The organism is Micromonospora sp. NPDC005298 (assembly GCF_040607375.1).
Classification (GTDB): Bacteria; Actinomycetota; Actinomycetes; order Mycobacteriales; family Micromonosporaceae; genus Micromonospora.
In genome coordinates this window covers 1-15055 of record NZ_JBEXGP010000004.1, presented here as the reverse complement: position 1 = coordinate 15055, position 15055 = coordinate 1, and the positions used below count along the sequence as shown (strand labels likewise).

The window sequence follows — 15055 nt, the reverse complement described above, 5'->3', positions numbered from 1 at the left end:
CACGCAGGTCGGCGCGTCCGGCGGGTCGGCGTTGCTGGTCCGTGAGGGCGGATCTATCCTGCTGACATGGTCCGCCCACCACTCACACCGGCCCAGATCGCAGCGGGGCAGCGTCTCGGTGCGGCGCTGCGGGTCGCGCGAGGTGGCCGCAGTCTGGTCGAGGTGGCCCTGGCGGCCGGCATCTCACCGGAGACGCTGCGCAAGATCGAGGTGGGCCGGCTTCCGGCACCGGCGTTCGGCACCGTGGTCTGCCTCAGCGAGGTCCTCGGCGTCGCGCTCAGCGACCTGGCCGAGGTGTGGCTGGCCGACCTGCGCCTGCGCGAAGCCTCCTGAGGGCACGGCTCCGGACCGGCATCCGCGTCGGGCCGACGCCCCCTCGGCGACCGTGAAAACGGCTTAGGTTAGCCTACCCTTCATGACAGTCGGATCGGCGCCGAGCAGCCTGACCCAGACCCTGCCCATCACACCCTGGCGCCTGTTCGCCGTGGAGGTCCGGGCGGTACGCCAGCTCAGCCCGTCCTTCACCCGGGTCACCTTCACCGGCCCGGATCTGCACCACTTCGCCGACAACGGCTACGACCAGCGGATCAAGCTGGCGCTGCCGGTGCCCGGCCAACTCGGTGTGCACATGCCCGAGGGCCCGGACTGGTACGCGAGGTGGCGCGCCCTGCCCGCGACCGAGCGCAGTCCGCTGCGCACCTACACGGTCCGGGCGGTCCGTCCGCACCTGTCCGAGGTCGACGTCGACCTCGTCCTGCACGGCGACGGCGGCCCGGCCACCCGCTGGGCGCGGCGGGCGCGCCCCGGCGACGAGATCTCCCTCCTCGGCCCGGACGCCGGCTACGACGGTGACCACGGTGGCGTCGAGTTCCGGCCCCCGTCGACCGGGCGTCTGCTGCTGGCCGGGGACGAGACGGCCGTGCCGGCCATCGGTGCCATCTGCGAACGCCTCCCGCTCGACGCGTGCGGCACGGTCCTGCTGGAGGTGCCCGACGCCGGTGACGTGCTGCCGCTGGTGACGCCTCCGGGTATCGAGGTGCGGTGGCTGCCCCGGGGCGCGGGCGGGCACGGCAGCCGCCTGGTGCCGGCCGTCGCCGCGGCGACGGGGGAACTCCTGACCGGGGGTACGCCGGTGGCCGCGCAACCCATCACCGACGTGGACGTGGACACCGAGATCCTCTGGGAGGTGCCCGAGCAGGTGCCGCCGTCGCCGCTGTACGCCTGGCTGGCGGGGGAGGCGGGCGTCATCCGGTCGCTGCGTCGGCACCTGGTCGTCGAGCGTGGTCTCGACCGGCGGGCGGTGGCCTTCATGGGCTACTGGCGGCTCGGCCGCGCCGACCCGATCTGACCCGGCCGGTCGGGACGTTTCCCGATCGTACGGCGGGTAATCAGCCGCGCCCACGCAGTCGGGCGGGACGCCTCGGCATCCTCGTCCTGGAGCAAAGGAGCGGCCAGCCGTGTCGGATCAGAAGCCCACAGTCGTTCTCGTGCACGGCGCGTTCGCCGAGTCGGCGAGCTGGAACGGTGTGATCGAGCGGCTCGGTTCCGCCTACTCGGTGGTGGCCGCCGCCAACCCGCTGCGCAGCGTCACGGCAGATGCCGCGTACCTGCGGGACGTCGTCCGGGGGGTCGGCGGCCCCGTCCTGCTCGTCGCCCACTCGTACGCCGGAATGGTCGTCACCGAGGCGGCGGCGGGCGACCCGACGGTGCGTGGCCTGGTCTACGTCAACGCGTTCGCGCCCGAGACGGGGGAGTCGGCGCTGGCGCTGTCCGCCAAGTTCCCGGGCAGCACGCTCGGCGACACCCTGGTCTCCTACCCGGTGTCCAGCGGGGGCAACGAGGTGGCGATCGGCCAGGACGCCTACCACGCGCAGTTCGCCGCCGACGTCAGTGACGACATGGCGGCGTTGATGGCCCGGACGCAGCGGCCGATCACCGAGCAGGCGCTCGGCGAGGGTCTGCCGACGGCGGCCCCGGCCTGGCAGACGTTGCCCAGTTGGTTCGTCTTCGGTGACGGGGACCGCAACATCCCGGTCGCCGTGCATCGCTTCATGGCCGAACGGGCCGACGCGCGCGGGGTCCGGGAGGTGGCCGGCGCCTCCCACGCGATGGCGGTGTCGCAGCCCGCCGAGGTCGCGGAGTCCGTCATCGAGGCGATGCGGGGCGTCGGGGCCTGACCATCGCGGCGTGGCGTCCCCGCCGGTGCCGTCGTGCGGCGGGGACGCGCGCCGCGTCACACGCCGTCGCGGCTCCCGTCGGCGGAGGCCGTGTAGCCGAGTTCGGACGAGATCTGGTTCGCGGTGGCGAGGAGCAGGGGAAGGTTGCTCTTGAGCTGGTCCAGGTCGGCGATGACCTCGATCGCGGTGATCGAGGCGGCGGCGATGACACGTCCACGCGAATCCCGGATCGGCGCGGCGACACACATGACGTACGCGTCGTGCTCGCCGTTGTCGGCGGCCCAGCCGCGTTCACGGATCCGATCGAGTTCGGCGTCGAGCAGGTCGTGGTCGGCGAGGGTGGTGGCGGTGAACCTCTCGAAGGTGACGTGCGAGAGGAGGCGGTCGCGGTCCTCGGTGGGTAGGTAGGCCAGGATCGTCTTGCCGACGGCACTGGCGTAGACCGACACCGCACGCCCCACCCGGGACGGCAGCGTCACGGCGTCGAACGCCTGGCTGTCCACCTTGTCGATGTAGATGATCTCGTCGCCGGTGAGTTGGGCCAGGTGCACGGTGTGGCCGGTCGCGCGTTGCAGGGCCCGCAGGGGCGCGGCGGCGAACTGGCGCAGGTCCATCGAGCCGAGCGCGAGTTCGGACAGTTCGATGAGCCCGCTTCCGAGCACGTAGGTGCCGGCGCCGGTGCGGCGTACGAAGCGTTCGGCCTCCAGCGTCCGCAGGATCCGCAGGGCCGTGGACTTGTGAACGCCGAGCACGTCCGCCGCCTCGGTGAGTGACAGCGGGCGTTCCGCGGATCGACGGATCAGGTCGATCGCGCGGCGGATGGATTGGGCCACCGGCCAGGTCTCCCTTCGTGCGACGGCTGCGCGGCGCTGAGCGTTGCGTAATGTGCAATGTAGCGGACGCGATACGCAACAACACCTTGACGTCGTTGCATATGTCGCTACGATCGTTGCAAATGCGTTCCGTGGTGTCGCCTCCGACCACCGTCCCGGGACGAGCGGTGCTTCTTCAACCCGGGGAGCGGTTCATGACGGTGCCCGAGCCCCGAGGGCGGGCGGCCGACGAGGACTGGTTCGGGACGGCCGCCGAAGCGCTGCCGGATGACGCCGCGCAGAGCGTCCTCGTCGGCCGGATCTGGGACCCGTCGGTCGACGGCCCCTCAGCCGTGACCGTCCGGGACGGGCAGGTCGTCGACATCAGCCACCGGTTCCCCACCGTTCGGGACATCTGCGAGCTGCCCGACCCCGCCGCGACGGTCGCCGGGCTGGACGGGCCGCTGGTGGGCAGCTTCGCGGCGGTGCTGGCCAACACCGGCGCCGCGACCCGCGACCGCACCCGGCCGTGGCTGCTCGCGCCGGTCGACCTCCAGGCGCTCAAGGCCGCCGGGGTGACCTTTCCGGTCTCGATGATCGAACGCGTCATCGAGGAGCGGGCACGGGGAGACCTGGCGCTCGCGGCGGACCTCCGGGGCCGGATGGTCGCCGACATCGGTGCCGACCTGCACACTCTGGCCCCGGGTTCGGCGCGGGCGCAGCGGCTCAAGGATCTGCTGGTCGCCGAGGGCATGTGGAGTCAGTACCTGGAGGTGGGGATCGGCCCGGACGCGGAGATCTTCACGAAGGGTCAGATCCTCTCCGCCGTCGGCACCGCCGTTCCGGTGGGCGTGCTCCCCACGTCGACCTGGAACAACCCGGAGCCCGAGGTCGTGCTCGTCATCCAGTCCAGCGGCCGGATCGTCGGTGCCACCCTCGGCAACGACGTGAACCTGCGGGACGTCGAGGGGCGCTCGGCGCTCCTGCTTCCCCTGGCGAAGGACAACAACGCCTCGTGCGCCCTCGGTCCCCTGATCCGGCTGTTCGACGAACGGTTCGACCTGGCCCGGGTGCGCGGCCTGGAAGTGGGTCTGACCATCCGTGGGGTCGACGGCTTCCGCCTGGAGGCGGTCTCGGAGATGACCCGGATGTCACGCGACCCGGAGGCGCTGGTGCGTCAGCTGGTCGGCCCCCACCACCAGTATCCCGACGGCGCCGTGCTGATGCTCGGCACGATGTTCGCGCCCATCCAGGACCGGGACCGCCCCGGCGAGGGTTTCACCCACAAGATCGACGACGTGGTACGGATCGCCTGCCCGACACTCGGCGCCCTGGTCAACAGGGTGCGGCACGCCCAGGAGTGCGAGCCCTGGCACTTCGGCATCCGCGATCTGATGGGCAATCTGGGACGGAGAGGACTGCTGTGAACGTGGTCAGCACTGTCGACCCGCGCGACGGTCGGCGTCGCGCGACGGACCTCGTCGAGACCGACGAGTCCACTCTGGAGGCCACCGCCTCCCGGGCGGCAGCGGCGGCGCGGTGGCTGTCCGACCTGGGCCGGAGCGGCAGAGCGGACATGCTGGACGCGACAGCGGCGGCACTTGAGTCCCGCCGGGCGGACCTCGTCGCGGCCGCGCAGTCCGAAACCGGACTGGCCCACGCACGACTCGACCAGGAACTCACCCGTGCGGCACTCCAGTTCCGGATGTTCGGCGAGGTGCTGCGCGACGGGGGATACGTCGAGGCGCACATCGACCACGCCGCCGACACACCGCTGGGGCGCGGCCCGGACCTGCGGCGGATGCTCGTACCCCTCGGGCCGGTCGCCGTCTTCGGCGCGAGCAACTTCCCGTTCGCCTTCTCGGTCGCCGGGGGCGACACCGCCGCCGCCCTCGCGGCGGGCTGCCCCACCCTCCTCAAGGCGCATCCGTCACACCCGCTGACCTCGCGGGCGTCCGCCGAGGCGATCGGGTCGGCCATCCGCGAGCTGGGTGGACCCGAGGGCGTGACCGCGATCGTGTACGGCGAGCAGGCCGGCCGTGCGCTGGTGCGCCACCGGGCGATCTGCGCGGCCGCCCTGACCGGCTCCCTCAGCGCGGCCCGCGCCATCCAGGCGGCCATCGACGAACGGCCCGACCCCATTCCCCTGTACGCCGAGCTGAGCAGCGTGAACCCGATCGTCGTCCTGCCCGGGGCGGCGGCCGACCGGGGAGACCTGATCGCCGAGGGGCTGTTCGCCTCCTTCACGGCGTCGGGCGGCCAGCTGTGCACCAAGCCGGGCCTGGCGTTCATCCCGTCCGACCCGGGCGGCGACCGCCTCGTCGAGGGGCTACGGGAGCGGGTCGCTTCCTGCGGCGGCGCGGTCCTGCTCAACGAGCGCATCCGGGACGCGTACGAGAGCGGGGCCTCGGCGTTCGAGCGGGCCGGCGCGCGCGTCTCGGCGCAGGCCCGGGTCGAGCCCGGCGCGGGGTTCACCGTCGCGCCGACGCTGCTGGAGGTTGGCCTGCCGGGCCTGACCGCCGAGATCGCCGACGAGTGCTTCGGCCCGCTCATGGTGGTCGTCCGGTACGGCGACGTCGCCGGCCTCGACGCCGCGCTGGCCACCGTCCCACCGTCACTGACCGGCTCGGTCCACCACGGCCCGGCTGACGACGCCGACGGCGTGCGCCGAGTGGTCGACGTGCTCGCGGCCCGCGCGGGTCGCCTCGTCTTCGACGGCTATCCCACCGGGGTCCGGGTGTCGTGGGCACAGCACCACGGCGGGCCCTGGCCGTCGACGAACACCGTGCACACGTCGGTGGGCGCCACGTCGATCAGACGGTTCCTGCGCCCCCTGGCGTGGCAGGACGCCCCGGCCTGGATCCTCCCCGAGGAACTGCGGGACGAACACACAGCCATTGCCCGGCGGGTCGACGGGAGATGGGAACCGGGGACGGACCAACCACGCCGGTAGGTCACCAGTCCCGCGGCTTCGCGGTCGGACTCACGAGGAGAGAGGTGCGCCGATGTCGACGACCGACGGTTCGCTGCGCAGCGGCGAGTGGTTCGGTGCCCAGGGCCGTAACGGGTTCATCCACCGGTCCTGGATGCGGAACCAGGGATTCGCCGACGACGTGTTCGACGGTCGTCCGGTCATCGGCATCGCCACCACGTGGTCGGAGCTGACACCCTGCAACGCCCACCTGCGGGACCTCGCCGAGTCCGTGAAGCGGGGCGTGTGGGAGAGCGGCGGCCTGCCCCTGGAGTTCCCGGCGATGAGCCTGGGTGAGCCCCTCATGCGCCCCACCACGATGCTCTACCGCAACCTGCTGGCGATGGAGCTGGAGGAGTCCGTCCGCGCCAACCCGCTCGACGGGGTGGTCCTGCTCTCCGGCTGTGACAAGACCACCCCCGGCCTGTTGATGGGTGCGGCGAGCGTCGACCTGCCGACCCTCATGATGACCGGCGGCCCGATGCTCAACGGCAAGTTCCGGGGCCAGGACATCGGCTCGGGCACCGTGGTCTGGCGCTTCACCGAGGAGATGCGGGCCGGTCGGATGACCGCGGCGGACTGCGCGGAGGCCGAGGTCGGCATGTCCCGCAGCCGCGGCCACTGCATGACCATGGGCACCGCCTCCACGATGGCCTGCGTGACCGAGGCGCTGGGCGTGCAACTGCCGGGCGCCGCCGCCGTACCGGCGGTCGACTCCCGCCGGTACGCGCTCGCGCACGCCGCCGGCCGCCGGATCGTCGCCATGGTCGCGCAGGACCAACGGCTGTCCTCGGTGCTCACCAGGCAGGCGTTCGAGAACGCCATCCGCGTCAACGCCGCGATCGGCGGTTCCACGAACGCGGTCGTCCACCTGCTCGCGATCGCCGGGCGGCTCGGCGTACCGCTGTCGCTCGACGACTTCGACACCCTCACCGCCGACGTGCCCATGGTGGTCAACCTGATGCCGTCCGGGGCGTACCTGATGGAGGACTTCGCCTACGCGGGCGGCGTGCCGGCGGTGATGGCGGAGATCGCCCCGCTGCTGCACCTGGACCACGTCACCGTCAGCGGGACGACGGTGGCCGACAACATCGGCGACGCCCGGTGCTGGAACCGGGACGTCATCGGCACCATGGCCGAGCCGTTCCAGGCCGCCGGCTCGGGGACAGTGGTGCTGCGCGGGTCGCTCGCGCCGTCCGGTGCGGTGCTGAAGGTCTCCGCCGCCTCGGCCCACCTGCTCACGCACACCGGACCGGCGCTCGTCTTCGACCGGATCGAGGACTACGTCGTCGCCGCCGACGACCCGGACCTGGAGGTCACCCCCGAGACGGTGATCGTGGTCCGCAACGCCGGCCCCCGCGGCTACCCGGGCTTCCCCGAGGTGGGCAACGTGCCCATGCCCCGCCGGCTGCTCGCCGACGGCATCACCGACATGGTGCGGATCTCCGACGCCCGCATGAGTGGCACCGGCTACGGCACCTGCGTCCTGCACGTGGCCCCGGAGGCGTCGGTGGGTGGCCCGCTCGCCCTGGTGCGTACCGGCGACCTGGTCCACGTCGACGTGACGACGCGCCGACTGGACCTGCTGGTCGACGACGAGGAGATGGCCCGCCGACGTGCCGGATGGCAACCGCCCCGACCGACGGCGGACCGTGGCTGGACGCGCCTGTACAGCGAGCACGTCCTCCAGGCCGACCAGGGTGCCGACCTCGACTTCCTCGTCGGCGGCAGCGGCAGCGCGGTGCCCCGCCACTCACACTGACCCACCGCCCCCGGCGCGTCGTCCGGTCAGGGCAGGATCTCCACGTACCCGTCCGTGCCGTTCACCCGGATCCGCTGCCCGTCGCGGATCAGCGTGGTCGCCTGCCCGACGCCGACGACGGCGGGTAGCCCGTACTCCCGGGCGATCACCGCGCCGTGCGTCATGAGGCCGCCCACCTCCGTGACCAGCCCCCGGACCGCGACGAACAGAGGGGACCAGCTCGGGTCGGTGAACGCGGTGACCAGGATGTCGTCGGGTTCGAGGTCGGCCTCGGCCAGGTCCAGGACGATGCGGGCGCGCCCCTCGACCGTCCCACCGGACACCGCGAGGCCAGCCAGCGCGCCGGCGGGTACGTCGTCACGCCGGTACGCCCCGAAGAGCGCCTCGCCCTCGGACGTGAGCACCCGGGGCGGGGTGAGCGACAGGTACGACCGGAACGCGTCCCTGCGTCGGCGGATGAGCTGGTCGTCCGCCCGGTTGGTGCGGACGACGTCGTGCAGTTCGTGGAAGGTCAGGTGGAAGATGTCGTCGGTCGCGCGGAGCACACCGGCCCGTACGAGGCGTTCGGCCTCCGCCAGGAGTGCCTGCTTGTAGACGAGGTACCGGCTGACGATGGCGTACTTCGGGTACTCCCGGTACCCGATGAAGGTGCGGACCCGGTCGATCATCCGCTTGGTCTCGTCGGCCTTGCGATGCCCGTCCGGCAGCTCCCGGAGGCGTTCCAGGATGTCCTGTTCCTTCGTCCGCGCCGCCTGGCGTCCCTGCTCGAAGCGTCGCTCACGGGCGCCCGGTTCGAAGTTCCTGACGTTGTCCAGGATGAGCGGAGCGAGCGTGCTCGGGCGTTCGACCCACCGTGGCCTGCTGATGTCGATCTCGCCGACGCAGCGCATCCCGTACCGGTCGAGGTAGGCCTGGATGGCGTCGCGCGCCTGCGGGCCGCCCGGTAGCCGGGCCAGGTCGTCGAGGAAGCTCTCGTCCCCGGCCTTGTGCAGGAACGCCACCACCTCGGGGTGGGGGCGGACGACGTCGGCGACGTCCAGGAGCGCCAGCCCCATCTCGGAGGTGATGTTGTGCGGCGCGGACAGGGTGAGCGTGTCGGCGGCGTTCTTCTCACCGAGCCATTCCTGTAGCTGGTCGTTGAGCCACCAGGTGGCCTCCATCCCCGCCATGATCACCTGCATGCTCCGCGGATCGCCGAGGGCCCGCTTGTGCTCCTGGAAGGCCTCCAGCAGGAAGTCGAACAGCGCCGGCCCGGTGACCGTCGCGATGTCGCGCCGCAGGGCGGCGATGGACTCCTGGCTGCGCTCGATCAGCTCGGTGACGATGGCCGGGTCGGTCTCGATCGGAGTGGGGGCCGGGCCCCGCGGCGGCCCGGCGGGAGCGGCGTCCGGCAGCACCGGGACGAATTCGGCACGGTCGAGGACGGTTTCCAGGGCGTCCCTGGTCAGCGGATCGGACCTCCCCACCATCGCCAGGAAGGCGGCGCGGCCGGCGGGGGAGGACAGGTGCCGGGTGGCGTCGACGAACAGTCTCCCGCCGGCCTCGTGCATGGGTGCCATGGCCGTCAGCTGCCACATGGAGAGTCCCAGGGGCCTCATCGGGTCGGTCATCATCTGCTGGTGACCGACCGACAGGTAGACGTGGTTGTCCCCGTCGTCGGACACCGGGACGGGGAACAGCGTGGTGACGGGCCGGCTCTGGACGATCTGGAAGTCGTCGTCGACCAGGCACCATTCGATGTCCTGGGGGCAGCCGAAGTGCGCCTCGATCCCTCGTCCGAGTCGCACGAGTCGCACGACCTGCTCGTCCGTCAGCGCCGGCTGGTCCTGCCGGTGCGAGCTGATCGTCTGGCGCGTCGTTCCGCCGGTCGGCAGTGCGTGGACGGCGAGCCGCTTGGCGGCGATGGCCCGGTCGACGACGCGGTCGTCGCGTACCCGGTAGGCGTCCGCGTTCACGAGCCCGGAGACCAGCGCCTCGCCGAGACCGAAGGTGGCCTCCACCGATGCGACCCTCCGGTTGGACGTGACCGGGTCGGCCGTGAACAGGACGCCCGCCGCCTGCGGGAAGAGCATCCTCTGGACGACGACGGCCATGTCGACCGCGCGGTGGTCGATGCCGTTGCGCTGGCGGTAGGTCACCGCCCGCTCGGTGAAGAGCGAGGCCCAGCACCGGCTGACGTGCGCACGGACGGCCGCCGGCCCGATGACGTTCAGGTACGTGTCCTGCTGGCCGGCGAACGAGGCCGTCGGCAGGTCCTCAGCCGTCGCGCTCGACCGCACGGCGTAGGCCGCGTCGTCGCCGAGCTGGCTGAGCGCCCGGTCGATCGCCGCCGACACCTCGTCGGGAAGGGCGACACCCTCGATGGTCCGGCGGATCCGCGCACTGTCCGTACGGACCGCCTCCCGATCGTCCGGGTCCAGCCGGGACAGGCCGTCGAGCAGCTCCTCGATCGACGGCGCCTCGGCCATGATCAGCCGGAAGGCGTCGGTCGTCACGCAGAAGCCGGCCGGCACGCGGACACCCTCGACCCGCGACAACGCCCCCAGCTGCGCGCCCTTGCCGCCGACGAGGGCGATCCGCGACTCGTCGACCTCGCGCAGGCTCACCACATACCGCTCGTTCATCACGGCCCCCTCCGAGACGTCCGTCCGGCGCTGGCGTTCCACCGGACGGATCGGTGTCCCGATTCTTCGCTTTGTTCCTGGCTCCGGCCGACGATTCTGCGCCGCCCCCCGGGTCTTGTGGCAAGCCCCGGGGTGCGATATACGTTTTAGTGGGAGCACTTCCCGTCCTCATCTCTCCGCCGCCGCCGGGCGAAATTCCTTCCGCGAAAAACGGTCCTCAGGAACCGTCCGGGGATCAGCGCGCCTCACGGTCATCCGACCGGCCCGGCCGCGAGGGCCAGCAGGACGACGACCTCAGCGCGGCGGCGACGGTGCTGGCACTCCTCGATCGCCGCACCCCGTGACTCCTCCGCGTCGCAGGGCCGCCCGCCGGGCGCGCCGAAATTGCGACCGGCCCGGCGGTAACCAAACCGGCCGGCCAACCCGTCAGGTCAGGTGACGGGGTCGCCGTGCCGGTGACCGACCGAGGAGGAGAACGGGACATGGACGACGTCCGCAGGCTCTTGGGGGACGATCTGGCCAGGCATCCCGCCCCGCCGCTGGGTGATCTGGTCCAGCAGGCGATGGCGCAGGGTCGCCGGCTGCGCCGCCGACGCCGGCTGGCACGCCTCGGCGGCGGGTCGACTCTCGTGCTGCTACTCGTCATCGGGCTGGCCGTCGGACCGTTCGACCCGATCGGGGCCGTCCCGGGCGATGCCGGCCCGGGACACGCCGGCCCGCCCGGCGGGCCGGGTCTAGGGCCGCCGGACGGCCCGGTGGGTACCCCCTCAGGGCCACTGCCCCCCATGGCGCCGGGCGGGGTGGAGTCCCAGCACCAGCTCCGCTGGTCGGAGGCGCCGGCGAACGCGACACGGGTGCTCGGCACCGTGACGATCAGGAGAAAGCCGGTCGGCGAGACGCGGACCGCCTCCCCGGAGGGCGCGCTGGAGCTGCTGACCCGGCTTCTGCCGAAGGGGAGGACGAGCGACTACGCGGTCCTGCCGGGCGACGGGGCGAGCCCCGGCATGCCGTTCGTCCAGCTTCGCCTGGATCGGGGCAAGGGACCGGGCGTGCTGCGGTTCTCCATCTACCAGGACGACCTCGGCGCCGGCCCGGCCCCGGGAACGGTGGAACTGACCGAGATGCCGGACGACTGCGTGGCGGCGAAGAGGGTGACCGTGCACCATTACGCAGGCCTGCAGATCGACGTGCTGATCTCCAGCTGCCTGGCGGGCGATGGCATCGGGAGTCCGGCGGCGGTCCCCGCACTCTCCGTGGAGGAGGCGGTGGAGATCGCGTCCAACCCGCTCTGGGGTACGGAGCTGCCGGCCGACATCGTTGCCGCAGGGACCAAGAGATTCTCGACGCTGGACCGGTCGAATGGCTGACGAGGACTTCGTCGACTTCGCGCAGGCGGCCAGCGGCCGTCTGCGCGACGCCGCGTTCCTGATGTGCCGCGACTGGCATCTCGCGCAGGACCTCACCCAGACGACACTGGCCAAGGTGTACGCCAACTGGAGGCGGGTCCGGCGTGCCGACGATCCCCACGCGTACGCCCGCAAGATCCTGCTGCGCTGCGTGATCGATCAGCAGCGGCGTCGTTCCAGCCACGAGTTGGCCGTGCCGAAGCCGCCGGAGCGGGCCGAGGAACATCCGGCGGAGCTGCGGATGACGCTGCTGGACGCGATTGCGACCCTGCCGTTGCGGGACCGGGCGATCGTCGTCCTGCGGTACTGGGACGACCTGAGCGTGGAGACCGTCGCCGAGGTCGTCGGCGTGTCCACCGGAGTGGTCAAGAGCCAGAGCATGAGGTCCCTCAGCCGTCTGCGCGAGTTGCTCGGCGAGAGCCGTCTCGAGCTGTTCGCCGAGGAGCGCCACTGAGCGGTCCCGTCCGGTCGACGGTGATCGCGGCGGGCGTGGCGGTCGGGCGCGTACGCGCCATGTTTCGTGGGTCTGGGGAGGTCCATCGTGTCCGTGTGGAGCAGAGGGACGGGTGGAGGCCGGAGGTGCGGCGGGAGTCGACGCCGGGTCGCCGTCCTGCCGGTGGTGCTGTCGGCGGTGGTGCTGTCGGCCGCCGGCTGCCAGCGGCCCGAGCCGGGCAGCGTGTCCGGTGAGCGGCAGACCGCGAGCGCGCAGTGGCGTGACCTGAGCATGCTGCTGGGGGCGGGTGAACTCGGCTCGAACTGGCGGGAGGGTGACGCTCGGGTCGGGCTGCCGCCCTGGCCGTGGGAGCAGAGCACCTGCCCCCACTACCGGAGCGACGACTACCCGGCCAGGTCGTACCGGCAGGGTGCCGTGGAGCGCTTCTACCACCCGTCGGACGGTTCGTCGCCGGCGCACCACGTGGTGGAGAAGTTCGAGCCGGGTTGGGCGGAGCGCGATGTCGAGGACGTCCGCCGCGTACTGGCGCGCTGTGCGAGCTACCGGATGCTCGGATCGCACGTCTCGTTCTCCATCGTCGACTCGCGGTACCGCGCGGGCACCGGCCTGCTCATCCGGGGCGGGATCGAGCATGCGGCGAGTCCGCCCACCGTCACGTACTTCGTGGTGCTGAGGCGGGGGGAGATGGTCTCGACGTTCAGCCTCCCGGACCCGGGCAGTCGGGCCGTCCTGGATTCCATCGCGGCGAGAGTGGAGGCCCGCCTTGGCTGAGCGGAGAGGCGCGCGGTTGCCGCGCCGTTGGGTCGTCTCGGCGGTCACGATGTCCCTCGCCGGCGTCGCGACGGCCGCCTACGGCGCGACGCGCGGTCACGACGGAGCCGGCACCGCCTCGCCCGGTGCCTCGCCTTCCCCACCGGTGCCCACGACACCGGCCGTCGACTGGATGGGGCAGGCGAGGACGCGGATCGAGGCCTACGTGCGGCGGTACGACGGTCACCTGGCGGTCGCCGCGCTGGATCGGCGTGGATCGGCCACGGTGACGGCCGGGGTCAGACGCTTCGAGACCGCAAGCATCGTCAAGGTCAACATCCTCGCGGCACTTCTGCTGCGCCAGCGACCGCCCGGCAGAGCCCTGGGCTCCGCGACCCGTGGGTTGGCCGAGGCGATGATCGAGTCGAGCGACAACGACGCGGCGAGCACGCTGTGGCAGAAGATCGAGGGATCGCGGGGGCTCACCGCCGCGAATCGCGTGCTCGGCCTGCGGGAGACCAAACCCAACTCGCAGTGGGGGCGCACCACCACCACGGCAGCCGACCAGATCCGTCTGCTGACCGCGCTGACGGCGCCGACCGGGCCGCTGACCCCGGATGACCGTCGTCTCGTCATGGGTCTCATGGCGAAGGTGGTGCCCGAGCAGCGGTGGGGGGTCACCGCCGCGCGGGAGGCGGGCAACCGGGGGACGTACGTCAAGAACGGCTGGGACACCGCCGAAGCTGACGGTGGGCGTTGGCTGGTCAACAGCATCGGCCGGATCGTCGAGGATCGGCACGACTGGTTGGTCGCCGTGCTCTCCGACCATCACGTGAGCCGTGAGGCGGGGGTCCGGGTCGTCGAGAAGGCCGCCACGTACGTGCTCCAGGAGTTGCGCGCGGCCGCGGCGCACGCTGCCCCCTCCCAGGGGTAGGTGGTGTGTCGCCCCCGCTGTCGGTCCGCTTCGGCGACGGCAATGTTCCTTGTGGATTACGACTTGACGAACAGCATGTTATCGCTCACAGTCGATGGACAAGGACGACGGCACCCGCGGCTTACCGGGCGAGCCTGCTACGTCGACCTCGAATCACACGTGCGTCAGGGCATGCCGGAGGCGTGTTAACGCGAACATCTCCGCTGCATGCGCCCGGCCGTGCGTCGCGGAGCGCCCAGGTCGGGTGAACCGTTCGGCTCCTGGTCACTGGAGGAGGATCATGTCTGCCCTTGATAGGTCTCCATCGATCGCACCGCCGTCGCGGCGGCGGCGGGGATGGTTGCTGCGACTCGTCACCGCCGGCGTGGCGGCGATGGTGGCCGGTGGTGTCGCCGCCGTGGCGGTGACATCGCCCGCCGCCGCGGCGACGGTCGACACGAATGCCTGGTACGTGCTGGTCAACCGCAACAGCGGTAAGGCCCTGGACGTGTACAACCTGGCGACGAACGACGGCGCCCGGATCACGCAGTGGGCGCGGAACAACGGCAACCAGCAGCAGTGGCAGTTCGTGGACTCGGGCGGCGGCTACTACCGGTTGAAGTCGCGACTGTCCGGCAAGGTGCTGGACGTCTACAACTTCTCCACGGCCAACGGCGCCAACATCGTGCAGTGGAGCGACGGCAACGGGACGAACCAGCAGTTCCGGCTCGCCGACTCGGACAGCGGCTACATCCGGTTGATCAACCGGAACAGCAACAAGGTGGTGGAGGTGCAGGGCGCCTCGACCGCCGACGGTGGCAACATCGTGCAGTACGACGACTGGAACGGCAGCAACCAGCAGTGGCAGCTCGTCCGGGTCGACGGTGGAGGCAACCCGACCACGCCGCCTCCGACGGGTACGTGCAGCCTGCCGTCGTCGTACCGGTGGTCCTCCACGGGTGTGTTGGCGAACCCGAAGTCGGGCTGGGTGTCGTTGAAGGACTTCACCGTGGCCCCGTACAACGGCCGGCAGTTGGTGTACGCCACCACCCACAACACCGGCACGTCGTGGGGGTCGATGAACTTCGGGCTGTTCACGAACTGGTCGGAGATGGCCTCGGCCAGTCAGAACACCATGAACTCGGCCACCGTCGCCCCGACACTGTTCTACTTCGCGCCCAAGAAC

At 71.6% G+C, this 15055-nt stretch carries 13 protein-coding genes; 11 read left to right on the top strand and 2 right to left on the bottom strand.

The features are described from left to right. The first annotated feature begins 66 nt into the window (after positions 1–66). The 3 genes from ABZS77_RS10700 (at position 67) to ABZS77_RS10690 (ending at position 2177) form a co-directional block, all read left to right on the top strand. Entirely contained in the window at positions 67–333 is a 267-nt protein-coding gene (locus ABZS77_RS10700; protein WP_354820541.1) for a helix-turn-helix transcriptional regulator, read from the top strand. 109 nt (positions 334–442) lie between these two features. Beyond that, positions 443–1348, top strand: a complete 906-nt coding sequence (locus ABZS77_RS10695) for a siderophore-interacting protein (RefSeq protein ID WP_354821271.1) — start codon at positions 443–445, stop codon at positions 1346–1348. Between the two features lie 109 nt (positions 1349–1457). Further along, positions 1458–2177 (top strand): alpha/beta hydrolase, encoded by a 720-nt coding sequence (locus ABZS77_RS10690; RefSeq protein WP_354820538.1) that lies wholly within the window; start codon positions 1458–1460, stop codon positions 2175–2177. 56 nt (positions 2178–2233) lie between these two features. Here ABZS77_RS10690 and ABZS77_RS10685 read toward each other — a convergent pair whose 3' ends face one another. Continuing rightward, positions 2234–3010: an IclR family transcriptional regulator gene (locus ABZS77_RS10685; RefSeq protein WP_354820535.1), complete on the bottom strand. Its 777-nt coding sequence runs from the start codon at positions 3008–3010 to the stop codon at positions 2234–2236. Positions 3011–3204: 194 nt separating this feature from the next. Here ABZS77_RS10685 and ABZS77_RS10680 point away from each other — a divergent pair, with 194 nt between their 5' ends. Genes ABZS77_RS10680 through ABZS77_RS10670 form a run of 3 tightly spaced genes read left to right on the top strand, consistent with a single transcriptional unit; the run spans position 3205 to position 7722 of the window. After that, positions 3205–4416, top strand: coding sequence for a fumarylacetoacetate hydrolase family protein (locus ABZS77_RS10680; protein ID WP_354820532.1), 1212 nt, complete (start codon positions 3205–3207; stop codon positions 4414–4416). Continuing rightward, complete coding sequence (locus tag ABZS77_RS10675; RefSeq protein WP_354820529.1) at positions 4413–5942, top strand: aldehyde dehydrogenase family protein; 1530 nt, start codon at positions 4413–4415, stop codon at positions 5940–5942. Before ABZS77_RS10680 ends, ABZS77_RS10675 begins: the two co-directional genes overlap by 4 nt. 52 nt (positions 5943–5994) lie before the next feature. After that, the gene (locus tag ABZS77_RS10670; protein WP_354820526.1) at positions 5995–7722 is read left to right on the top strand and encodes an IlvD/Edd family dehydratase; all 1728 of its coding nucleotides are present in this window, start codon (positions 5995–5997) and stop codon (positions 7720–7722) included. Between the two features lie 26 nt (positions 7723–7748). Here ABZS77_RS10670 and rph read toward each other — a convergent pair whose 3' ends face one another. Further along, positions 7749–10346, bottom strand: a complete 2598-nt coding sequence (gene rph / locus ABZS77_RS10665; RefSeq protein ID WP_354820523.1) for a rifamycin-inactivating phosphotransferase — start codon at positions 10344–10346, stop codon at positions 7749–7751. A 482-nt stretch (positions 10347–10828) separates the two neighbouring features. On the opposite strand from rph, the gene ABZS77_RS10660 reads away from it, so the two are divergent. The 5 genes from ABZS77_RS10660 to ABZS77_RS10640 form a co-directional block, all read left to right on the top strand. Then, entirely contained in the window at positions 10829–11713 is an 885-nt protein-coding gene (locus ABZS77_RS10660; RefSeq protein ID WP_354820520.1) for a hypothetical protein, read from the top strand. After that, positions 11706–12206, top strand: a complete 501-nt coding sequence (locus ABZS77_RS10655; protein ID WP_354820517.1) for a SigE family RNA polymerase sigma factor — start codon at positions 11706–11708, stop codon at positions 12204–12206. The genes ABZS77_RS10660 and ABZS77_RS10655 overlap by 8 nt, the downstream gene beginning before the upstream one ends. A gap of 87 nt (positions 12207–12293) precedes the next feature. Continuing rightward, positions 12294–12977 (top strand): hypothetical protein, encoded by a 684-nt coding sequence (locus tag ABZS77_RS10650; RefSeq protein ID WP_354820514.1) that lies wholly within the window; start codon positions 12294–12296, stop codon positions 12975–12977. Between the two features lie 145 nt (positions 12978–13122). Beyond that, a complete protein-coding gene (locus tag ABZS77_RS10645; protein ID WP_354820511.1) occupies positions 13123–13890 on the top strand; it encodes a serine hydrolase in 768 nt (255 codons plus the stop codon). A gap of 280 nt (positions 13891–14170) precedes the next feature. Beyond that, on the top strand, positions 14171–15055 hold an 885-nt coding region (locus ABZS77_RS10640; RefSeq protein ID WP_354820508.1), incomplete at its 3' end, for a non-reducing end alpha-L-arabinofuranosidase family hydrolase.